Here is a 23,703-nt window from a genome sequence, read left to right as displayed (position 1 = left end):
ACGGCCGCGACCAAGCGCTTGCAGTCGTTTTTCTTTTGACACTTCGAGGCACCGCTCGCTTGCGAGATGCCGAGCACGTTGTCCGCATCGCGCCGGGCCGGCGTTACTGGCTGTAGACTTTACTCACTCAGCAAAGATGTTGACGCACTGCGCCGTTCGGTTTCGACTACCCGTGGTTATCAATCCAGGCACGTGCCCAAGCCAGGCCGGCGTGTTGCGCTTCCTCTTCTGTGTCGAAGTAAGCGAGGATGCCTGAGGCTTCGACCAGTTTGCCGTTCACGGTTATTGTCCCACTTGCCGCATAACGCTCGGGCTGGAGCATTTCGTCTTGCTGCAGAATTGCGTGCCCCCAGATACTGTGGCCCTGATAGGACGGCGACTCCATCAGCGGGCGACGTCAGCCGATGCTGCGTGAGCCGTCACGCGAAGCACGTTGCCCTCGGGGGTTATCTGGCGCGGAATTTCCGACATGTCTGGTTCGCTCGCAGGAACGGCTTCTTGCAAGTTGCGCTGCTTTGCCATGAGATTGGGCGACGGTGTGAGGGCACGCCGCGCATGCACTTTCACCGAATGCGGAACCGCACGTCGATGAGATGCAACCTTCCGCGTAGCCCTGACGTATCTGGGCATGGTCGCACGTGCCTCTAACGGATTCCATAGCTCTGAGTATGTGCCAGTTGCGAACGCAGCGGGCGCGAGGGTGGCCATCAATAACGCCAGTCCAATTCTTTTCAAAATTTCTCCTTACCGGCTGTTCGTTTCAGCCAATCCTTGCAACCAACACCCTGTCCGACGCATTCGCCGTCACAACCGGGACAATATTGCCGGCCCGTATGTCAGCCTTGGCGCGCCAGACGTTTTCACTCACCGGACTTGCTGTCCCAACGGCGCGGCCATTTTCGCATGCGTAAAAGACAGGCTCACCAGCTTTTCCGCGCCTAATCACGCCAGCCAGAACGACGAAAAGCCCGCAGATGCGGGCTTCTTCTATCCTTCACTTCAAAAGTCCCTGTGTGTTTCTAGCCTCGACTCCCGATGAACGTGGGCCCCAACAAATCATCTCAACTCAGACTAGCCCAGTAAGCATTCGCATATCCTCGCCACTTTGTTGGTCGGCGGGCACCAAATCCCAAAGCCTCCCGACGATTTGTCGCAAGTCGTCCCAATCTTCTTGTGCAATTGCGCGCTTGCCGCTTTCTGCCAGTTGTGTCGCTTGAATCTGGTCGTTCATCGAGGGACGCTTCTCGTTTAGATGATTGAACATTCCTTTGAGAAAGTCGGGTGTACGCAGCAAAATCGCAAACCGAATGGCTCTGAGACTCGAAACCTCAGCCTGGATTTTCTCTGGATTGTTTGAGTTGATAAACGTCTGTTCGCGGCTAACAATGCCTTTGAATTGACTTCGCTCACGGTCATTCCCTGACTCATTGACCGATTGGGCACATTCCGTCTTGGCCTCATGATATTCTTTGCGCGCCAATTCAATGCGTTTACCCGACGTGAGTTCGTACAATTCGCGAGCAAGCCGTCGTTTTTGGTCCTCCAGCTGGTATTTCTTATCCGTGACATCATCGACAGTGAGGTCGGCGACTTCTCCCATGAGGTTTTGCACGCCGGTGAGAACTTTCTCCAGACGCGTCGCAACCTCGCGTTGGCCGTTATCGCTCGCATCCTCGATTTCCGCTTGCAGCTTGCTTTCCAGCTGCAGAGTTTCAGTTGCTAACATGGACGTCGAAACGTTTCTGTTTTCCGGGTTGAACACCTGCGAAAACTCTTGGTCAGTGCCGTTGAGGTAGGCGCTCACGGTGAGGTCGCGAGATTCCGTCATGGAAATCTTCAGGTCCACCTCGGTGCCTTTCAGCAGGTCGCGCGTGATTTGCTTACCGGTGATAAGCAACGTGCCAAGTGGCTTGTTTGTTGACGAATGCCGGTTTGAGGGACCTTCAACTACCGTGATGCGTAGCTCGTCCGCCGAACCCCTCACTATGGTGCGCCCCATCTCCTGCGTCCGCTTCGTCTGCGACGGAAGAACCACGTTCTTGTTGAAGAGCGACACGAGCCGGGTGTCCTTTGCCGATACATCGTCGATAACCAAGCAGATGTCCTCGGGGAGCATCTGTCCGGCAACGCTGTAGCGGCCCTGAGCAATCTGAATAGTGTCCACGTCAACGGGAACAGGGGCACCCTGCGCGTCGAAAATCTTGAAAGTGAATAGGTTGTAGGCCCCTTCTCGCAGCGGTAAGTCCTCAAGGACTCGGGCACCAAGCTGCTTCAATCCGCTGTCGAAAGAACCATCGTCAGACACGATGCGATAGTGCATACCAGCGGTGTCGCCTTCGACCTTGGCGGTGAAAGGCTCTTCAATTTCCTGTGACGTCTTATTGTAGGAAACTCGAATCTTCACCGGCGAGTTCGACGCCTTCGGCCGGTCCTCATGAGTCTTGGCTTTCTCCTTTGTGCCTGCGAAGTAAGCCGCGCCTACAGCAATCGCGTTGGTAGGGTCGATGTTCGTGTTAACGCCGATTCCGAGAACTTCCTGGACGCGCTTGCGCACATATGGGATATAGGTGGAACCGCCCACCATAAGGACGAATTTCAAATCACTCGGTTGCAACGAATTACGGGTCAGGATTCTTCGTACCATCTCGATGGTACCCTCGACCATGTCCTTGATGACGGATTCGAGGTCACTGCGCGTGACAGTGATAATTGTGTCAAGGGTGTTGCCATCGTCATCTTCGACGTGGATGGTGCCGAGGTCGATTTCTGTCGAAGTCTTCGCTGAAAGGTCTACCTTCGCTTCTTCCGCCTTCGTCAGCAAGATGTACCACAGTTGATTGTGACGGCCGCTTTGGCTTTTCAAATCCGCCAGCAGATTTGCAAACTTCCCCCGGCGATTGAGCTCGGGGACGACGAGCTTTTCGATGAGCAGGGCATCAAAGTCGGACCCGCCCAAATAATTATCGCCTTCGTGGTCCATCACTGTCAGTTCGCCTTCGACGATACGAACGAGCGCCGCGTCAAAGGTGCCTCCGCCTAGGTCGTATACGAGCCACTGACTGTTTTTAAGGTCAATATTTTTTTCCTTGTTAGCGTATGCGAGGCTCGCCGCGATTGGTTCTTGCAACAATACTACGTTCTTGAAACCCGCAAGTACTCCCGCCTCTTTCGTTGCATTGCTTTGCAGTGTGTCGAAGGAAGCTGGGATGGTGATGACAGCCGAGTCAAGCTCCTCGCCCGTCTGGACGAAGGTTTTCAGCTCTTTAAGAATGTATGCTGAAAGCTCGACGGGTGTCTTCGAGGTACCCAAGGACTTGATTTGGAAGCTTTCAGAGGTGCCCATTTTGCGCTTGAAGCGGCTGACGACGCTTTTTGGGTCGCGTTGCAAATAGGCCCTGGCCTGCTCGCCGATAAGAATGCGGTCATTGCGAAAGCCGGCGATGGAGGGCAATGTCTCCTTGAACCCGCTTGGGTTCTTGAATACTTCAACGTGCCCTTTTTCAAATTTTGTAATGAGGGAGTTGGACGTTCCTAGGTCGATGCCAAAATTGATGGTATTGCTCATTGCAATTCCCCCTGTACCTTGGACTTGACGACGACAATGCCCTTTTGGACGACACGTGAATAGTCCTTGTCGCCGATGCGGACGATGGGTTTAATCACCTCAGTCACCACCAGTTCGTCGGTGCCTTCACCCGAGATAGACGCTTCCAGGTCGACGCGTGTTTCGCTAAACGGCTGCCCCATGGGGTCTTCGTAAAACACGTTGGCGTCGGCGAACGTCTCCTTGATGCGCTCAACATTGCGTTGAATGCTTGCCGGGTCACCGTGCAACGCAAGCTTCCGCTCAATTTCGTATAGGTGATTGAGCGTGCTCAGGACGAACTTAGGCAATTCGGAATGTATAGGATGAGCCATGATTTAGAGGCCTTTGTTTTTGGCGAGCAGGTGAAGGACGATTGCGTTATCGGTTGAATCAAGCGGCAGGGTTGCCGTAGCTTTGCTATTTGTTGTGTCGCGTAGGACGACATCACCGTTATGAATTTGGGAGAGCAAGTTGGTCCATGGGCAAATTAATTTTTTCTGCGAGAACCACCCGTTGACTTCAAATACAACACCCGATTCCAGGACTTCAAGTTTCCCGACATGAATGGGCGTTCCGATTTTGAGGCGTCGCTTAAAGTTTGCTGCGACGCTGTCAATCAGGTAATGCAGGGTCGCGTCGACTAGCGAGCCCCAGAGCTTCTGTTGTTCTTCGATAGCTTGTGAAGACCACGAAACATCGATTTCGGTGCCGAATCCATCGTTGAAGGCGATGCGAAAGCGCACTGTCCGAGGCGCGTTGTTGGTAAGAACCATGCCCCATCGCAGGGCAACAATGTCGGCTGCAGCTATCATCTTGCCACCATAGGTCACGCCGGCTTTCGTGATGTCTAGCGCATTCTTGCCGAAGGTCAGGTGCGCCTCATTTTTCTTCTCTTCTGCAATTTTTTGGTCTAAGACTTTTTCGTCTTCACCCAACTGGTGTGCCAGCGTCGGTGATTTGGACGCAAACACTCGGCTCAGGCTGCTGATGGCCTTAGCCATCGCAGCATCACCTTCCCTGTTGTAGACGTTCACCGATAGGTCGCGTAGCAAGGCGCAAATGGTTGCATGATTTTCGTAGAACTCGGAAGGAAGATGCTTGGCAATCGAATGGAGGTTTCCCTTTGCGAGCGAGCTCTCAATTTCAGACAGAGAGACTTTGTGGCGTTCGGAACCATCGGCGAGTTTACGCAAAGGCTCACAAAGGCGGTCGACAGCGCGGCGGGCGCCTTCAAAGCAGCGCTCGTCGTCTTCCGGCAACACCCAGCGGCGTCCGTCGAACAGACATTCGACAACTCCCGCATCGCCGCGCTCAATGGCTTTGGTGAGAACGGCATCGTACTGACGAGCAAAGCTCGGACTGACGATTTCAAGCACCGGCCCCTCGACCATGTGCGGCAATACAACCTCGTCGAGAGGGTTCTCTACTGCGAGAAAATGGCTCAGGTGCCCCCGCATGAGAAATTCGCAAAGTGACTTATTTTCGAGCACCGTCTGATGCACGTCCCATTGAACTGCATCATTGAGTGGTTCGACGATGGCCATTGCGCTGGACTTGTCGATGTTGAGACCCGGCATCCATTCGACTTTGCCATCCTCCAAGTCAATCTCTCGAAATAGGGTTTGCTTGGCCTTTTGCAGGGCCTTGGGATTTTCATAAAGCTCAAGCGCATTGTCTACGTTCAATAATGCAAAGGGGTTGATGTAGTGCTTGTACCAATCGGTCTGCTTGAGGTATGGCTGCCCTTGCGCAAGCACCTGAGCGCGCAGAGCGAGCAAACTAGGCAACAAGGTCTCGATTCTGTTTTGTGTGGCCGCGTCTGCGCTGTCCATCTTTAATGCGATACGGTATGCGTCAATGGCATCAGCGTCTCTGCCGAGTATCTTGCATACCAGCCCGAGATTGTAGTAGGCAGCAGAGTTCGCATACTGTTTGGTGTAGCCTTCGTAGGCATTGGCGGCTTCCAGAAACTCCCGGTGCTCATTGAGGAGAAAGGCTAAAGCGAAATGCTCCTCGGCACGGAGCGTATCCAGGCGCTGCAGCGCGCGCAGCACGTCGAGCCGTTTTTGGCTGTCGGTTTTGCCTTCCCGTTCGGTGAGAGCGATATTCAGCAGCCTGAGGCTGCGGACATGCTCTGCGTCCGCGTTAAGGGCGGACTCAAAGTAACTGATTGCCTTGTCGAGACGGGCGACCTTCTTGTGCGCGAGGCCGAGCTCGCACCAGCCCTCTGCAAAGTGTGGCGCGAGTTCGGTGACCTTTTCAAATGCGCGGATGGCTTGGACAAGGTCGTTTTTCGCGCTCAAAGTTAAGGCAAGCTGCCACCACGCGTTGGCGTCGTCGGGGGCAAGGTCGATGGCTTTCTTTGCCGCGAGCAGCGCCTCATCCAAGTGTCCCTCTGCTCGGAGCGCCACCGCCTTCTGGGTATATTCTTTTACATCGTTTGTCGTCGACATTGCTGCACTCAGTCTTTGTTTGGACGCACGGCTATCGCGCCGTTATCGCAGGACGTTGAAATGTTTGACCCGAGGGAAAGTCAAATAATTGACCTCCAACTAAGGGGTCCGCGCCGTCTTGAGCATTGAGGACGAGCGGAGCTAAGGCGTGCGAGTACCGTGGCGCAGATGCGCCAGCGGATGTCTTTTGCATATGTTCCTCCCCGAAGCAACTAGTCTGTACATTTCGTCTCTGGCCGCAAGCCTCTTCGCGACCACACTTGGCATTTTATACATTCAACCTAGCCAAACTCGCCGTCATATTACGGGCATATCGGAGATTCGGTAAAGCTACCAAGGCGCTCTGCCAAATATCTCTTTGCACAATTGCCAACTGTAGACGCGGAATGGACGTCCCATTCGGTCGAAATGGACAACTCCTGGCACCCAATTCGGGGAATCGTGACGCCGAACCAGTAACTGGGAGTGTGGCCAGATAGCCTCGTCCCGAATGATGTCAACCTGCGCCGAAGCCCGCGCGAGCTCATGCAAGGCACATTCCCCTCCGAAGTTATCCGGCGGGGAATGGCCGACATCTTGGCCTCGTTCGCTGCAACGACTTCTTGCATGTGGTGTTGCTTTGCGATGAGCATGATTGCAGGTGCCGGCCCGCGGCGTGCCTGACGGACCGCACAAAACGCGATGTTGATGCTTTTGCATGCGACCGCAATCGTTTGCGGTTGCCTCAATTTCTTATTCCGGGGCTGCTTCGACGAAATTAACGCGTTTTAGACTGAGGTATCTGCGGATGAACTCTCGCAGTTTTTTCGATATACGCCATCGCTAGTTGCTGCGCCAATATGAGATTATGCGACGGGGCGCGACCTCCGCCGGAATGGTATGACTCGATTCCGTAAAAAGCGTATTCTGGGTGCCTGTTCGGCGTATAGACCACGGCGGGTCGGCGGCAGAATCAAACTGAGAGAAGACGTACAAGCGGAAGGCTTTGGGGGTCAGATGGACGAGACTATTGTTGAGCCGGCAGACACGCCGGAGGAGCGGCGTTGCGTTCAGATTAAGGCCACGCTCGCTGGCAAAATAAATCTGGCCGATTTCCAGAATGCCATTCCGGTTGTCCATGAGCTCACGCTTGCCAACGAGACGGCCGATGACGTCAAGGAGTTGAGGCTTACCGCATCCTCAGAGCCGTCATTTTTCAAGCCGAAGACATGGCATCTGGACCACGTCGCTGCTGGAAAAGATGTGCGTATCAGTGACCTCGACCTGTTGCTGGATGGGGCGCTTCTCGGCCGATTGACCGAGGCGGAAAAGGCGCTCATCACTTTCAAGCTTACGTCGGGGCTGGCAGAGCCTCTCGAGCTTGCGTCATTTGAATCAACCGTCGAGTTGTTACCACGCAACCAATGGGGCGGCCTATCGGCTCTCCCCGATATGGTTGCGGCATTCGTACAGCCGAACGAACAGGCCGTAGAACGGGTCTTGAAGAAGGCCGCGGACGTCCTGCACAAAGCTGGCAAGTCGGGTGCCATTAACGGGTATCAGGAAGGGGCACGGCGAGCCTGGGAATTGGCGTCCGCTATCTGGAATGCCATTGGCTCGATGGGCATCGACTATGCGGTGCCGCCGGCAAGCTTCGAACAGTCTGGGCAGAAGGTGCGTAGCCCTAGCCAGATTGCCGACTCGGGCCTTGGAACGTGTCTCGACCTCGCTTTGTTTGTGTGTGCCGCGCTCGAACAGGCCGGTCTCAACGCTGTGCTTATTTTCACGGATGGACACGCATTCCCAGGCGTCTGGCTGAAGGCCGAAGAATTCTCAACCTCAGTTATCGACGATGTCACGGCGCTTCGCAAACGCGTGAAGCTGAAGGAGATGGTGCTGTTTGAGTCGACAATGCTCACGCAACGCCCCCATCCGGCCTTCAGCTTTGCTATCGCGAATGGCGAGGAGCAGATTTCAGAAGAGGCGGGCCAAAAGTTTCGCCTGGCCATAGACATCCGGCGGGCGCGATTGCAGCGCATCAAGCCACTTGCCAGCGAACAGGCGATTGCGCGTGGAACGGTCGGAACGGAAGGAACGAACCTGGAGGGAGGGTTTGAGGACGCTCCGGAACTGCCTGAGGAACTGGAGGGTCCTGCGGACGACAAGGCTGTCGAACGCCCGGAAGACCGGCTTACCCGTTGGCAACGGAAGCTCCTTGACCTGTCACTCCGAAACAACCTACTGAGTTTCAAAGCAGGCAAGAAATCGCTGAAGCTTGATGCGCCAGACCCCGGACATCTCGAGGACGTTCTGGCGGAGGGCCACGCCGTCAAGTTGCTCATGCGCCCCGACCTGATGGATGGCAACGACCCTCGCAGCCAGGCTATCCACGAAGCGCGTGAGCGGGAAAACATCCGTCGTTCCCACGCGCTTGATGCGTTGAAGCGGAAAGAGGTTTTCGTCGGACTTTCGCAAGACGAGATGGACACTCGTCTGGTCGAGCTCTTCCGGACTTCACGTACAAACTTGCAGGAGGGTGGCTCCAACACCTTGTACTTGGCGCTGGGCTTCCTTTCATGGACGCGCGACGCGAAGGACGATAAGAAGTACCGCGCGCCGCTCATTCTTGTCCCTGTATCGCTTGAACGACGTAGCGCTCGCTCCGGATTCAGCCTCACTCTGCACGATGACGAACCGCGCTTCAATCCGACGCTTATCGAGATGCTGCGTCAGGATTTCGAACTGGAGTTGGGCATCCAGGATACGGAACTGCCGAAGGATGATTCGGGTCTGGATGTCGCGGGAATCTGGAAGACTGTCTCCAGCGCCGTCAAGGACATCAAGGGATGGGAGGTGGTTGAAGACGTCGTCCTTGCAACCTTCTCGTTCGCGAAGTATTTGATGTGGAAGGACTTGACTGAGCGAACCGAGCAACTCAAGCAGAATGCGGTGGTGCGCCACCTCATTGAAACGCCGCGCGATTCCTATGAGAGCACGATTGAGTTTCCGGACGCCAGAAAACTCGACGTAGAGCTTCCGGTGAAGAGCACCTTCTGTCCGTTGCCGGCCGACTCGTCGCAGCTTTCGGCAGTGATGGCAGGAAGCAAGGGTAAGGACTTCGTCCTGATTGGGCCTCCGGGAACCGGGAAGAGCCAGACCATCTCGAATCTCATTGCTCAGTGTCTGGCAGAGCGAAAGCGCGTGCTCTTCGTCTCAGAGAAGATGGCTGCGCTTGATGTCGTATATCGACGCCTCACTGACGTAGGCTTTGGCAACTTCTGCCTTGAATTGCATTCCAGCAAAGCGCGTAAGACGGAAGTGCTCGAACAGCTACGTACCTCGTGGGATTCAGCTGCGGCACTTGAACCCGACGAATGGCACGCGGAAGCCACTCGTCTGGAGGGATTGCGGAGCCAGCTGAATGCGTATGTCGAACGTCTGCATCTTCGATACCCAAATGGGCTAAGCGTATATGAGGCAATCGGACGCGTTGTCGCCGGGAATGACTTGCCGGTCCTGCAGCTCTCCTGGCCGTCTGCCAGGGTTCACGATTCGGTCGCGATGCGAACGCTGCGCGAGATGGCTGAGCTATTGGATGTCCACGCAAAAGTGATGGGAGAGGGACAGTTGACCTCCAGCCCGCTCGCTCACGTTGTTCAAACGGAATGGTCCCCGCTGTGGCAGGCTGCGCTCCTCGATTCGGCCCGGGCTATTGGCCCGACTGTCGCCCACTTTGATGCGGCAACGGAGCAGTTGCGTGCAGCCGTCGGTTTGCCGCCGCTTCTTCTCGACTCGCGTGTTAGGGAAGGGCTGCGTCTGCTGTCTGCGACGTTGCCGTCTGCGTCTGGGCACGACTGGCAATTTGTTCTGCGTCCGGATGCAAAAACAATCGCAGATAACCTGCGCGTCGCGAAAGCACTGGTCGAGCGCCATCGTGAACTGCATGCGTCGCTCTCGGCGCCCCTGGGCAACCAGGTGCTGGAGGACGCGCGGCAAGGTATCGTTCAGCTCACTCGCTATCACGAACTCCATTCGCAGCTTTCCCAGCCGTGGAATGAGTCATTGAGGTCACGCCTCTCCACTGGCATTGAACTCTTGCGAAAGCGACAGGACGTGGTCGACCAATTGTCGCTTAAATACAAAGAAGGTATTTCGACGGCAACGGTTCAGCAGCTTCAGTTCGATTGGCGGGAACTGCAGGATTCATCCTGGCCGATGAGCATGATGCGCCGCCGCTCGCTTACGAAAAAACTTGTGGAACTGTCGACAGGCGGAGGCGAGCCGGATATTGGCGGCGACATTGAACGCCTCAAGCAGATTGATGCACTTGAGGATGAAATCAAAGCGCTCGACGACCTATCGCTGCCGACGTCGAACGCATGGCTGGGACTAAAAACGGAGCTCGACGTCGCGCGAGCTTCGCTTGGTTTCCAGGCCGCCCTCGAACAGGCTCGCGTACGCGCGGCTTGGGAGGATGTTGGACTTGACCCGGTTAGCCGGGGTCAGTGTGGCGAGACGGCGCGTGAAGACCTCGCGCGCATCAGAGAACTTCGTCAGATTGACCAGATAATCAATCGGCTGTCCGGACTCGAACAAGAGACGGACGCCGTTTGGGTTGGATATAAAACAGACTTGGCTGTCGCGAGGACATACGTCGTCTTTCAGAGTGCGCTGGCAGCGGCAGTGGCCAGCAGCTATTGGCAGGACGAGGGTTTCGGCGTTATCGAGCGCGGCAGCGCGGGTGTTGTCGCGTCGGCTGACCTCAAGAAGATGCGCGAACTGGTTGCCCTCGGTGGTCGTCTCAAGGAGTTCGACGACCTCCCCGCTAAGACCGGCGGACTCTGGAACGGTTTGCAGACGAAACTGGAGGGCATCGAACCTGCGCTCGGTTTCTTCGAGGCGCTGTCGGGCGCGCTCGCATTGATGGCAAGTACGCCTGAAGCGCTGGCGGCAGTAAAGAGCCCGATTGCTTTGCTGCTGGGCGATAGCAATGTTCTGCTTGAGCCGACGGGCGCGATTGCGGGTGCTGGGCGTATGTATGCCGAGGCACTGCAGGCGTTTAATCAGGCAGTGATGCAGTTCACGGTCGCGAGCGGCTTGCCCGGCTCTGATGTCGCGACGCTGGGTGCACTTCTCCCCGCGGCACTGGCCGCACGTGCAAGCGACGTCCTGGCTAGCTCGAATCGGTTGAACGCCTGGTGTGCGTGGCGCAAGACACGCGCGGCAGCTCTTGCATTGGGGCTTGCTCCCGTCGTCGCTGGCGTCGAACAAGGCGCAATCCAGCTCGGACGCGTGAAAGAAGCGTTCGAGACCGATTACTGTCGGTGGTGGTTGAACGCGGTCGTCGATGTCGACGACGTGTTGCGCACTTTTGTTTCCGCAGAGCACGAGAAACGCATCCGGGATTTCCGGGAGCTTGACGAACGGTTCATCGGCCTGACGCAAGCCTGGGTGCGTGCGCAGCTTTCGGCGGGGCATCCCTCACCTGACCGTGTCTCACGAGGCTCTGAATGGGGCCTGCTGCGATACGAAATGCAAAAGAAGGCTCGTCATCTGCCTCTTCGCGAGTTGATGTCTCAGGCTTCGAGCGCGGTGATGCGCCTGACGCCGTGCCTTCTGATGAGCCCGCTGTCAATTGCACAATATCTGCCAGCCGAGACGGCGAACTTTGATGTCGTCATCTTCGACGAGGCATCACAGATTCCAGTGTGGGACGCCATTGGCGCAATGGCACGTGCGAAACAAGTCATCATGGTTGGCGACCCCAAACAGCTGCCGCCGACAAGTTTCTTTGACCGCGCGGAATCGGACATTGACGACACGGACGTCGAGACCGAGCTCGAAAGCATTCTCGAGGAGTGCATTGGTGCCAACCTGCCGACGATGAAGCTCTCGTGGCACTATCGTAGCCACCATGAAAGCCTCATTGCCTTTTCGAATCATCGTTACTATGACGGGGATTTGGTGACATTCCCGAGTCCGGTCACGAACGACCGTGCCGTCAGCTTCAATCATGTTGCGAATGGCCAATACGAGCGCGGCGGGGCGCGAACAAACAAGCCAGAAGCGAAAGCGCTCGTAGCTGACCTGGTCGGCAAAATGAAAGCGCCTGGCTTCCGTGACAGTGGGTTGACCATCGGCGTTGTGACGTTTAACTCTGAACAGCAATCGCTCATTGAAGACTTGCTCGACGATGAGCGTCGCAAAGACCCATCTATTGAGCATTTCTTCGTGGAAACGCAGCTTGAACCAGTGTTCGTCAAGAATCTGGAGAGCGTGCAGGGCGATGAGCGGGACATCATGTACTTCTCAACGACCTACGGCCCGGGAGTCGACGGCACCATGCCGATGAACTTCGGCCCCATGAACCAGCAGGGCGGCGAGCGCCGGTTGAACGTCGCGATTACCCGTGCGAGGCAGGAGCTGCGCGTCTTCGGTAGCTTCCGTCCGGAACAGATGGACCTGGCGAGAACTCAGGCCCTCGGCGTACGTGACTTGAAGCACTTCCTGGAGTTCGCGGACCGCGGTGCACGCGCTCTTGGTGAGGCTGTCGCTGGTAGCCTCGGGGACTTCGAGAGTCCGTTTGAGAAAGCAGTATCGAACGCGCTCACCGAGAGGGGCTGGACTTTGCATCCGCAGGTTGGCGTGTCGGCGTTCCGGATTGACCTCGGTGTAGTCGACCCAGACGCACCAGGGCGATACCTCGCCGGTGTTGAGTGTGATGGTGCGACCTATCATCGCTCGGCAACAGCCCGCGACCGCGACAAATTGCGTGAACAGGTCTTGCGCGGGCTCGGCTGGGACATCCTACGTATCTGGTCGACCGACTGGTGGATTGATATGCAGGGAACGGTCGAAAAGATTCATCGCCAGCTCGAGGCATTGCTCGTCGAACAGCGAGCAAAGCGAATTCAGCCGGAGCAAGAGGCGACTGTCCTTGCAGAGCAGGTCACTGCGGACATCATGGCAATGCCGGACGAACAGGTAGGTCATTCGGCGGAGGCCGTGACCCATCCCTCGACCGATGTCGATGCCGCAATGGATGCAACAGCACTTCCTGTCACCTACGCTCGTAACGCCGCCGTTGCAGATTCAAGCGACGCAATCGAGGGACGTTTCACTGAGGTCGATTTGACGCTGGAGGGTTACGCGGTCGATGCCAACGCCTTCTTCGACGTCGTCTACAACCCAACGCTTTTGCGATTGATTGAGCATGTCGTGCGAGTGGAAGGACCGGTTCGGGATGAAGTTTTAGCGCGTCGTATCGCGCGGGCTCATGGCTGGGTTCGGACGGGCGCAAAAATCCAGGACCGGGTGGTACGGCTGGCGTCGCAGCACTGCAGCGGTGACGCAGAGGATGTGGGTACGTTCTTCCGTGCTAAAGGTGACTCTGCTGATAAGCAGATTCGATTCCGACGACCTGTCGATGGCACAGCACGGTCGGTCGATGAAATTTCGCTTGCTGAACTTCGGGCGCTCGCGTTCGAGATGATGCGGGTAGGGCACAACGAGGAGTCTGGCGTAGCAGCAATGGCCCGTGAAGTTGGTCTTCGAAAACTCAACGCGGGTAGCAGAACGCGCCTGGAGATGGCCTGGCTAGATGCGACGAAGGCCAACTCTCCGAACGCTGACGCTTGAGACTGAAACGGCCCGACGGTCGGCACGACAAGTGTCCGGCCGTCGGGACAACCGGCAGTATTTTGCCTTGTCGGACAGGTGGAATTAGTTCGCTGGACGAGGTGTTCGGGGGATGACATGGGTTGGGGCTTCAGGAAAAGCATAAAAATTGCGCACGGTATTCGCATCAATCTCAGCAAGAGCGGAATCAGCACGTCTCTTGGTGGAAAGAACTCCACGTACAACACCCGTGGCCGTATCACTACAAGTATTCCGGGAACCGGAATCAGATATACGACAAGTTTGAAGGGCAGGAAATCGAGCCGTCGGAACAGTCACGGCACGTCTGCGAGCATCGGTACCGGATATATGAATACTGAGAACTTATCAAAAAGAGAGCAGGCCACACAGGAATTCGTCTACAAAGTGCAGTCACGCACAACGAATGCGCTGCGCCAGTATTTTATCTCGCACGGTGTTTATGTCGAAGATGATGACATCGGCGATGCGGTCACGCTTGAAGAGCATCAACCATTTCTCAATACGCTCGCGCACGACCTGGCGCTCACGACGAAGGCTATCAAGTTAGCCGTAGATATTGGTACGGTTTCGCTTGCAGAGAAAGAAAAGGCGATGCTCGCGGTCTACGAGATGGAGCACAAGTGTGCGGCGGCGCATGGACCTCGGGGTGAATTGCAGGCAGCTGCGAGCGCTTTGCTGGCCAGAGTGCAGGCTTGCCCAAGTGCTCCTGGATTTGTTGGTCCTCTGTTTGCGGCGCTGCTGGGTTGCTTCCTCATGGCCGTTCTTGGCGTGCCCTGGGGCTCGCATTAACAGGGTTGGCGCTTGCCTACGGTGGGTACAAGACATTCAGCTTCATGCGCAAGAAAGCGTTTTCCTCCGAAGCCATCAGGGAGGCGAACGAGTGGTTTGAGTCCAAACTGACAATGGAGGTGACGCCGCGGCCAGCCATCCATTCAGCAAATGACCATGTTGCCTTCAAGGCGGCGGCGTCCGCAGCAGTCACTGCGGTGGCGGTCGTCTACACCATCATCGTGTATCCGCACCACACCGCGTCTCATGACGAAGGCGAGCAGGTGGCGCTTCAATCCGATACAACCAACCCGGCCGCCGCAGGTTCGAATGGCGTGGTGCCGGCTGCTGCCACTGTCACGGCACCGAATGCGGCTCGTCCGGTCCAGGACTTCAGCTGGCTTGTTGGTAAGTATCCCTCTGATGTCGTGAATGACAAACGATTCCGTTCCGCATTCAATGGCATCTCGCGAGCAGATTGGAGAAAAATCGTGGAACGGCTCGCCGTAACTAACTCAACCGGCATCCAATCAAAAGATGGCTACCTCGTCGCGCAAGGTTGCAAGGAACATGAGTGCAGTAGCGAACAGGCCGCTTTCGCCATCAATGAAACGACCGGCAAAGGGATTGTGGTCGTCAAGCAAACCTTAAATGGCTCGGACACCGCATCGATAAAGGCCTACCAATGGTCTGAATTGCCTCTTCATGTAACACCCCTATCAAGTTGGGCGCAGGAGAATGGACCAAACCCTGTTGAGGGCAAGTCGGCAGCGACGAATACAGTGCAATCGACTCCGGCGGATTCGTTTCAGCAGACAAGCTTTGATTGCTCGAAGGCTCGTTCCGACGCGGAGCACATTATATGTAACGACGCCGAATTGGCCTCAGATGACGTTCAGTTGGCAGCCATCTATGCAAAGGCAAACGCCGCAGCAGACGACCCGACTGCATTCAAGGCGCGGACCCGGACCCAATGGAACTACCGCGAGCAGCAATGCCATGACCGCGAATGCCTCGTACGGTGGTATACCGACCAGATAATTGCGCTTGCGACAATTGCTGAAACCGGTAAGGTAGCTCAGTAGGGTAGCGCAGTTGTGTTTGTTGCTGTTGAGCACTAGCAAACCGTTAGCGGCTGCAAGATGTAATCCAACAGAAAAGACTCGACGAAGTAAGGTGTATTGTGACGATTACGCGAATTCAAAAGCTGCAAGGCTATCGAATATTTCGGGACTTCACGTGGGATGGCTTGCCGGACTTCGGGCGCTACAACCTAATTTACGGTTGGAACGGTGCCGGAAAGACGTCGCTGTCGTCCCTGCTTCGCTCCATGCAGCGGCGACAACCTCTGGAGACTGGGGCTGTGGAACTGGTGATAGACGGGAACGTCGTGACAGGCACTGACTTTGCGAACGGGAGTACGCCTGCGATACGGGTGTTCAACCGAGACTTTGTTGACCGCAACGTTTTCGAGACACCGGACTTGGCGCTCCCTCCCGTGTTCTACCTGGGCGAGGACAGTGCGGAAAAGCAAAAGGAAATAATCTCGCTTCGAGAGGAGCAGGACGCACTAAATAAGGTTCTGACGGAACTTGGCGCCGAAAAGGAAGCGAAGATTTCGTTGCAGAACACGCTCTGCACGAATCAGGCGCGGAGCATTCGAAATCTTTTGATGGGTGACGTCCGTTATAACAACTATGAGGCACCGCGGTTCAAAGAGCTGATGCGGACGTTTTTTTCCACTACTGTGCTGCATGAAGCATTGACGAGTGAACAGCGCGCTGAGGCGGAGAATTTAATCGCCGGAAAAGCTTTGCCCAAGCTCAGAGTGCCGGAATTTGGTCAAGCGGACCTCTCAAGTCTCAACGGCAGATTGGCCGCCGAGCTCAAGACGACTGTCGTTGCAAGCACAATTCAGGAACTTGTCGACAAGCCGGAGGTCGCCGCGTGGGTTGAACGCGGCCTGCATCTTCATTCGGGCGGTCAGACGCATTGTCACTTTTGTGAGCAAGAACTGCGGCCGACGCGACTAGCAAATTTGTCTGCCCACTTCAACGACCACTTCAACGCACAGCAAAGCCGATTGAAGTTGCTTTCGTCCGAGGTCGAATCGATGCGAAAAGCCACGAGGCAACGCCAGATTCCTGAGCGCTCTGCTATTTACCCACATCTTTTCGAGCAATACGACGTCGCATTAAAGAAATTGGAGCAGCATTCGCTCTATGTGGAGACTTATCTCGATGGACTCACGCGTGCGATTGAAGCAAAGAAGGCGCAGCCATTTTCAGAGCTGAACTTGTCGGATTATCTGTCCATAAGCAGCGCGGAAAGTACAAAAGGCTTCTGGGCATTTCTCGGGCTTATAGTTGATGGACTCAACATGGTAGGCGCCAGCTCTGGGGGGGTCGCGATGCAGACCATCTGCGACCTAGTCAAGAGGCATAATGAGCACTCAGAGAATTTTGAAAAGGCGGCTTCGGAAGCGCGTAAAAAGCTGGAGCTTGACGAGGGTTTGAAAGCTTTCTCGCAGTGGGCGGGTCACCAAGTTCGTGTGAAGGAGCTGGCGGACCGCATCAAATTGCTGCAAGATAGGCTTAGCCCGCTAGACGGGCAAATTGCGCAGTTGCAGCGGGTAATCCGCCAGCATCATCAGCCTGCGAAAGAGTTGACGCGAGAGCTTGCCGCGTACCTTGGTCGCGACGAACTGCGCTTTGAGCCACGGGAGAATGGCTACACCATCATGCGAGGAAAAGTAGCAGCGATGCATCTGAGCGAGGGCGAACGCATGGCCATCGCCTTTATGTACTTTCTCAAGACGCTAGAGGATTCCGACTTTAGGCTCAAAGATGGCATCGTTGTGATTGATGACCCTGTGTCGAGCCTGGACGCAAACTCTCTCTTCAGTGCATTCGGCTATATGAAAGAGCGAACCAAGAATGCGAAGCAGCTGTTTGTCTTAACTCACAATTTTGGCTTTTTCAGGCAGGTGAAGAATTGGTTCAATTTTGCTGGCAAATTGAAGAAGGGCGTCTACAAACCTGAGGCGTCTACTATCTGTCACTTCTACATGCTTGCGATGAAAGTGGAGGCGGGGCAGCGCAGTGCTTGGCTGCGGACGTTGGACCCGTTGCTTCACGAGTATGAGTCGGAATATCACTACCTATTCAGGCTCGTGAAAGACGGCGCCGCGATGGCTCAGCCGAATAGTTTGGCGGAAGTCTACGGTTTGCCCAACGTTGCCCGTCGTCTTCTTGAATCGTTCTTATCGTTCCGAGTGCCAGGGCAAGCTGGAGACCTCAAGCGACAAATGGAAGAACTCGACGGCAGCCCGGCGACTATTTCTCGAATCATTCGATTCCTTCACACCCACTCGCACATGGAACAAATCTCCGAGCCAGAGCACGACCTTTCAGTTCTTTCTGAGGCCCCAGGAGTTCTCGCGGACCTGCTCACGCTCATAAAGCGCAACGATGAGAAGCACTATAATGCGATGATGGCATTGGCGTAGTTACGGAGTCGGCCGACGGGCGTCGCTGCCCTGGTTTGGCAAGTGACGGCAATAGCGACTCAATTTTTTGCAGTAACGCCACGGATGTCTGTGAGCGGCTGAGCAGGATTTAGCAGGTTGTGCTGAACCTGTTGCAAGAACCCGTTCAGATACGAATAGCTGAACTGGAAGGACTATTGCTCCGAGTTGCGTATTTACATGCTAGGCGCGAGCCGTCGTCCTCAAGACCTCAAGCTGGGCAACGGCGAATTGCTTCGAGATTGAGAAAAAGCTCAAGCATCATCGCGCAGACTAGTACGTCGATAGTCGCATAACCAGCGACGTCGGCCTCAAAGCTCCGTTCGCGGTCGACAAAGCACAGGCTATTGCCAACAGCCGAGTCACGGCGGGTAGATATGTTTCGGGGCGACTTGTTCGTCTAGGCTTGTTTCGTTGCTGCGCACGGTATCCTGTGAACTAGGACAGTCCGATAACATCGTGCCGATACACTGTTGATGTAGCAGCTGCGCGACAAATACTCGCACCCATGCGCCCAATTCGGCTTTGGTCCCCAAGTAACTGCGAGGGCGCAGGCTGCCGTTAGTAGGATGCGTGCGATTCGACGCTTTATCTCCTATGCTGTTCTCAGCGGCGTTAGCGCGACGCAGTTTTTCACGCTTATGAAGAGGAGGCAGCGATGGCGACTGGCGACATGGATGGAGAAGGTTCAATTCCGGGGCCATGCTTGTCTGAAGCGGAGGTCAGGCGGTTTCTGGCAGCGTTCGCAATCCAAATGTGTCTATTTCCTGGCTGGCGCAGCGCTGAAGCGCTTCCCTCGATAGGCAGAAAATCGCGAAGCGATTCAGGCATACAGACTTCCGAACCACGATGCTCTAAGAAAATGACCCGGGTCTATGTCCCACTGGGAAGCTAACAACTTGCTTATCGTACAAGCATGCTCTGCGGGGTGTCCTTGGCGCAAATAGTCTGGATGACCCGCCGTCGCCATACAGTCGCGTTTATCAAGACCAGGGCCAGGGTAGACGCCTTGGCTGCACATCTCAGCGCGTTGCGCGAGCAGCTGGGAGACTCAATTCGAGCACCGGGGGCAGCCTGACCACCTAGGTGCAGCCGCCTGACGATTCTTCTCGAATGCGCGACAATGCTGCTTTGCGGCGTGGCGCCGCGGCAGGAAAATCGTTGGGGGCAAGGTGAGCAGCAAGGTTGAGATACTGGTTGTCGATTCGCTTTCAGATGTGCCTGCAGAAGAGTGGAACGCGCTCACTGTGGGCAATCCCTTCGTGGCGCACGAATATCTGTCAGCAATGCACATTACGAAATGTGCATCCAAGTCGACAGGATGGCAGCCGACCTACCTCCTGATGCGACGCGGAGGCGAACTCGTCGGCGCCATGCCGCTGTATCTGAAATCCCATAGCCGCGGCGAATACGTCTTTGACCACGTCTGGGCAGACGCATTCGCGCGGCATGGCATCCAGTATTACCCCAAGCTCCTGTCTGCAGTGCCATTCACGCCCGTTACAGGCCCACGACTGATGGCGCCGACGCATGCAGACAGAGTGTTGCTCGCACGGGGCGCAATAGAGTTTGCGAAACAGCTCGATGTGTCGTCAATTCACGTACTGTTCTCACACGAAGATGACCTTGAGGCCCTGACCGACGCCGGCTTCATGCTGCGGGAAGGCGTCCAGTTCCACTGGGAAAATTTTGGATACAAGAGCTTCGACGAGTTTCTCTCGAAGATGTCGCATGACAAACGCAAGAAGGTCAAGCAAGACCGGCGTAAGGTCCACGACGCCGGCGTGACCTTCCGATGGCTACGTGGTCAGGAGATTGGCCAGGACGACCTCGATTTCTTCTACGAGTGCTACGAGAACACCTATCGCGAGCACTGGAACCCGCCGTACCTGACGCGCAAGTTTTTCGGGCTTGTCCATCGGACGATGCCTGATGCACTCATGCTCGTTATTGCTGAGGCAGATGGGCAGCGGCTAGCGGTAGCGCTAAACGTCGTGAACGGCGATACTATGTATGGCCGCTATTGGGGCACCAAAGAGTTCGTTTCGGGCCTTCATTTTGAAACCTGCTACATGCAGGGTATCGAGTATGGCATTGCCAAAGGGTTGAAGAGCTTCGAGGGCGGCGCTCAAGGTGTGCATAAGATGTCGCGCGGCCTGATGCCCACGCCAACGTGGTCTGCTCACTGGATTGCTGACCATCGATTTGCGCACGCTATCAGCGAGTTTCTCGACCAGGAGACGGCGGCGATGGACGAGCACATTGATGAGCTCGAGGCCCATACGCCGTTCAAAATGAAAACGTGAAGGCACGTCTCTCAGCGCCGAACTGGAGCCGCGGCTGCATAGCAGGGGATGATGCCGAGGAGTTCCTCAGCGCTTCGTCGACGGTTTTGGGCGCTCAAGCTCAGACAACTTGGCGCGGAGCGCTGCAATTTCATTGCGACAGGCCTCAAGCTGGTCCCGCTGCTCAGACTCGACCGTGTACCCGCTCGTCATTGCATTTGCTTCGACGTAGAACTGGTACGCTGTCTTGGAGTTCTGGCCGAGACGCTGCGCTATAGCATCGACAACGTCTTCTCGCTGCATCGAGAGTCCTCGCTTCTTCCTGAACTCTATTTCCTCCCGGGCGATACGTGTGCCCGTCTTCCTTCGCACGCCATGCGCTCCTGCGCCCTTCCCAGCGCCGACCTTCTTAAACCGCTTTGCGATTCGGTCCGATAGTGAGTGGTCGTTAAGCGGAAGCCCCGTTGTTGGATTCAAGAAAATGCGTCCTTCAAGAAGTTTCCGATTGACCCCGGTTTCCTTAATTATTTCCTCTCGGTCAATTTCGATGTAGTTTGCGATGTCATAGGCAATTGCCCACGACAACGAGAAGGATTTGCTATAGCCGTTTTTCTGGTCAGGTGGCGCTACATCGTAGGCCGTGGCATGCCTCGCTTCGGCTTTAGCCAGTTCCTTCCTCGCGAACTGATGAATTTGAAGACTTGCCACACTGCCGACTCGCCACGCCGTGTCCGAGATGATACGAACGATAAGCATGATTTGGCGGTGGTCGGCAGCGTCTCCGGCTCCTTCAAGATAGTCTTCCAGCGCGGCAATGTCGTCATCAGTTGCTCGATACTGGACCCTTCCAAGGCGACTCGCTCGGCCCGTTCGCGTGTAAATCCTCGGGTACTTCTTCAGCTCCTTTTCGTCGGAATCCAGGCCGGACAGTCCCACTACCGGCAACGTCGAAGTGATGCCACAGCCGACTGGTCCTATTGTCCCCGACGGGATACTGCCTTGCCCTTGTGCCCACGCAAGAAGCTCGTAGACCTCCTTCAATCGAACGTTCGTAGTGTCTTGTGCGACCAACTGGTTTCCCCGATACTGAGGGCGTTTCATCGTCCGCTTCCAGCACCAATCTCGAAATCCTAGAAGATGCTTGTCGTTCATCTCAGCAATTGGAAGCTGCTTTTCCGACAGGTAAATATATAGCTCGCGCGCTGCACTGACAGCATTGTTCCTACGCGTTCGCATAGCGGTTTCCGAAACGTGCTCCGATTCTCCCTTGCGGATAACCATCCCGCAATAGTCGGTGGGCAACTCAAGAAGGGAGTAGGTGCTGCCTCGAAAAACCGGAAATCGACGGTCGTTTCCATCCTCAATCCGGAAGACGTAAACCCGCTGAGCTTTGTGAACCGAAGCTTTCATGTGGACGTCTCCGAAACCTTCTGCAGAAGGTGTTGTAGAAGAGGGTCGACGCAGTACCACGCGTCTCTTCCTTCGCGCTTCAAACTAGCATCGACATCACCGACGAGCACCACCGTATGCGACGCAACACCGGATGCAGCACGAATCACCTCTGCATTGCAATCGGTGCCCTCGATGCAAACGACTATAACGGTTTGCCAAGTTCCGAGGGCCGCCGCCGGGAGTTCGAGTGCGTACGCCAATGTGAGCTCAAACGCATCTGACGCCGTTAGAGGAACGAGGTCTCCGTTCGCTCGCGCGACTTGAGCGACGACGAACTCAGGAATCGAGTTGGTCACACGAACGTAGGGCGTTTGCTCCACGTCATGCAAGCTCATGCTTTCGCCTGGCCAGCGGCATTTCGCGATGTCTGCTTGCTTCCACGTGACGGGGCATTTTGCATATGCCCTTCCGCCGCGACCAAGGGTCGTCGAACTCATCGGAAGGTTATCGAACTGAAGTTCGTCAGCCCTTTCCGACGCCAGCGTGACATTCAACGAATGACAAATTGCCGCGTTGGTCGCAATCAGGACTGTGGCTCCGTCACACGCATTCTCGCGATAGAGCGCTAGCGCTTCTTTCAGTGTTTCTTTCATCCCGGTGAGCTGAACCTTCCGTATTTCCAACCCCTCTCTAGGGCTTGATGGACGTAGAGATTCGCCACCGCCGCTTGACCCAATTGGACCCAATGTCATTCGTTGAAATTGTCCTGAGTACCATAGCGCGTGAAACGGCGCCGGCCGACTGGGTCGGCTAACCATATCGGCCGCTCCGGCAAGTATCAGGCAAGTGTCTATTGGGAGCCTATGGATAAGCTTGTTAAGGGTTAGGATGTCCAGGGCATGGGCGTCGTGAACCACCACCGTGTGGCTGGACTTGTGGACTTGTGCTGGCCCCGCAAGCATCTCTTGCAAGCTCAGCTGAAGAGCGGGCCGGGGCTCTGTAAGCGAGAAAGCGATGTGAAGAGCGTCTGCAAACACTTCATGGAGCCGACCGCGTGCAGCGGCAGCGGTACGCCCTCCATGGTCAATCAAACAAACTGAAAATGCTGTCCGGCGGGGGGTGTCCACGGTAGTGAGCGCGTCATTGCGCGCCTGCGCCGAACCCCTGGCGGCAAACAGGCGCGACAAAAATGCGTGGGTGACCTTTGTAAGCGCATCCGAAGCGACAAAGCGCTGGCGTCGGTATGTTAGACACGAAATTCTTCCCGACGCGACGGCCGAGTCAATTGTGGTTTGGACGAGAGCAGGGTCTCGGAGCTTGTTTGCCAGCCGGTGCTCGTAGTCCTTAAGCTGCACCGCGCGCAATATTGCGTGGGTGCCTTGTGTAAAGACAGAATCCGATGCAGAGAGCAGTCGACGCGGCTCGTTGGGCGGCTTTGAACTTTGGACGGAGTTGTCGATGGTTGACCAATGAATCGCCGGGTGGAAATCATACGGAGTTGTCAATCTCAATCCACGAAACACCGCGATGACTTCGGGCAGCGTCGAGCGCTCATGTCCAGAAAGGGCGACTGGCTCAAGTGCACGAGTTATTCTGATGTCATCGAGATAGCTGTGCCACGCGGCAATGCCAGCGATTGCTGCGGATGCGCTGATGCCAGCGGAGTGCAAGCTTTGGACGTCGTCATGGGAAAAAATATCGCTAAGCTTCGCGTCAAATTTCCTCCAGAGCTTCTTGGCGCCACGCATTCCGATTTTCGCAAATGAGGGGTGCTTCCCCAGTAGCATTACCAGTTCTATGCCGCTTGGTTCCCGACACACTCCAGTTTTGGCCTTCAGCTGGGCTCCATAGAGCGGATGGTTTTCGAGCGTGCCGGAAATTTCCCAGGTCTCACCGACCACCGGCGCCCGAAGCATAACGTTGAAGTTTGCAACGACGCGGATACGCTTTGCCGGGAGGAGCGTCAGTACGAAAATCGCACCGCCTCCGAGGCCGTATGACAGGACTCGTGTGACAGTTCCCCTTAAACGACGCAGGCTTGGGGCTTTGGTCATC

The 23,703-nt window shown here is 55.8% G+C and carries 11 protein-coding genes; 5 read left to right on the top strand and 6 right to left on the bottom strand.

Going from position 1 to position 23,703, the window contains the following annotated elements; translation table 11 throughout:
- Window positions 1–166 precede the first annotated feature (166 nt).
- From OKW35_RS04405 to OKW35_RS04390, 4 genes are all read right to left on the bottom strand, one after another.
- On the bottom strand, window positions 167–385 hold the full coding sequence (locus OKW35_RS04405) for a hypothetical protein (protein WP_429551319.1): 219 nt from the start codon (window positions 383–385) through the stop codon (window positions 167–169).
- A gap of 681 nt (window positions 386–1,066) precedes the next feature.
- Window positions 1,067–3,565: an Hsp70 family protein gene (locus OKW35_RS04400; RefSeq protein WP_429551318.1), complete on the bottom strand. Its 2,499-nt coding sequence runs from the start codon at window positions 3,563–3,565 to the stop codon at window positions 1,067–1,069.
- The gene (locus OKW35_RS04395; RefSeq protein WP_429551317.1) at window positions 3,562–3,918 is read right to left on the bottom strand and encodes a hypothetical protein; all 357 of its coding nucleotides are present in this window, start codon (window positions 3,916–3,918) and stop codon (window positions 3,562–3,564) included. Before OKW35_RS04395 ends, OKW35_RS04400 begins: the two co-directional genes overlap by 4 nt.
- A 3-nt stretch (window positions 3,919–3,921) precedes the next feature.
- Window positions 3,922–6,039 (bottom strand): tetratricopeptide repeat protein, encoded by a 2,118-nt coding sequence (locus OKW35_RS04390; RefSeq protein WP_429551316.1) that lies wholly within the window; start codon window positions 6,037–6,039, stop codon window positions 3,922–3,924.
- Between the two features lie 996 nt (window positions 6,040–7,035).
- On the opposite strand from OKW35_RS04390, the gene OKW35_RS04385 reads away from it, so the two are divergent.
- From OKW35_RS04385 to OKW35_RS04365, 5 genes are all read left to right on the top strand, one after another.
- Window positions 7,036–13,656 (top strand): DUF3320 domain-containing protein, encoded by a 6,621-nt coding sequence (locus OKW35_RS04385; protein WP_429551823.1) that lies wholly within the window; start codon window positions 7,036–7,038, stop codon window positions 13,654–13,656.
- 117 nt (window positions 13,657–13,773) lie between these two features.
- On the top strand, window positions 13,774–14,466 hold the full coding sequence (locus OKW35_RS04380; protein WP_429551315.1) for a DUF4236 domain-containing protein: 693 nt from the start codon (window positions 13,774–13,776) through the stop codon (window positions 14,464–14,466).
- Between the two features lie 44 nt (window positions 14,467–14,510).
- Window positions 14,511–15,530 (top strand): hypothetical protein, encoded by a 1,020-nt coding sequence (locus OKW35_RS04375; RefSeq protein ID WP_429551314.1) that lies wholly within the window; start codon window positions 14,511–14,513, stop codon window positions 15,528–15,530.
- A gap of 98 nt (window positions 15,531–15,628) precedes the next feature.
- Window positions 15,629–17,953, top strand: a complete 2,325-nt coding sequence (locus OKW35_RS04370; RefSeq protein ID WP_429551313.1) for an ATP-binding protein — start codon at window positions 15,629–15,631, stop codon at window positions 17,951–17,953.
- Between the two features lie 1,190 nt (window positions 17,954–19,143).
- The gene (locus OKW35_RS04365; protein ID WP_429551312.1) at window positions 19,144–20,277 is read left to right on the top strand and encodes a GNAT family N-acetyltransferase; all 1,134 of its coding nucleotides are present in this window, start codon (window positions 19,144–19,146) and stop codon (window positions 20,275–20,277) included.
- Window positions 20,278–20,343: 66 nt separating this feature from the next.
- Here OKW35_RS04365 and OKW35_RS04360 read toward each other — a convergent pair whose 3' ends face one another.
- On the bottom strand, window positions 20,344–21,666 hold the full coding sequence (locus OKW35_RS04360) for a hypothetical protein (protein ID WP_429551311.1): 1,323 nt from the start codon (window positions 21,664–21,666) through the stop codon (window positions 20,344–20,346).
- Window positions 21,663–23,702 (bottom strand): hypothetical protein, encoded by a 2,040-nt coding sequence (locus tag OKW35_RS04355; protein ID WP_429551310.1) that lies wholly within the window; start codon window positions 23,700–23,702, stop codon window positions 21,663–21,665. The genes OKW35_RS04360 and OKW35_RS04355 overlap by 4 nt, the downstream gene beginning before the upstream one ends.
- Between the last annotated feature and the right edge of the window lies 1 nt (window position 23,703).

Source organism: Paraburkholderia sp. MM5477-R1, assembly GCF_050436385.1.
GTDB lineage: Bacteria > Pseudomonadota > Gammaproteobacteria > Burkholderiales > Burkholderiaceae > Paraburkholderia > Paraburkholderia tuberum.
Note: the sequence above shows the minus strand (reverse complement) of the source record. Positions and strands in the feature narration are given on the sequence as shown.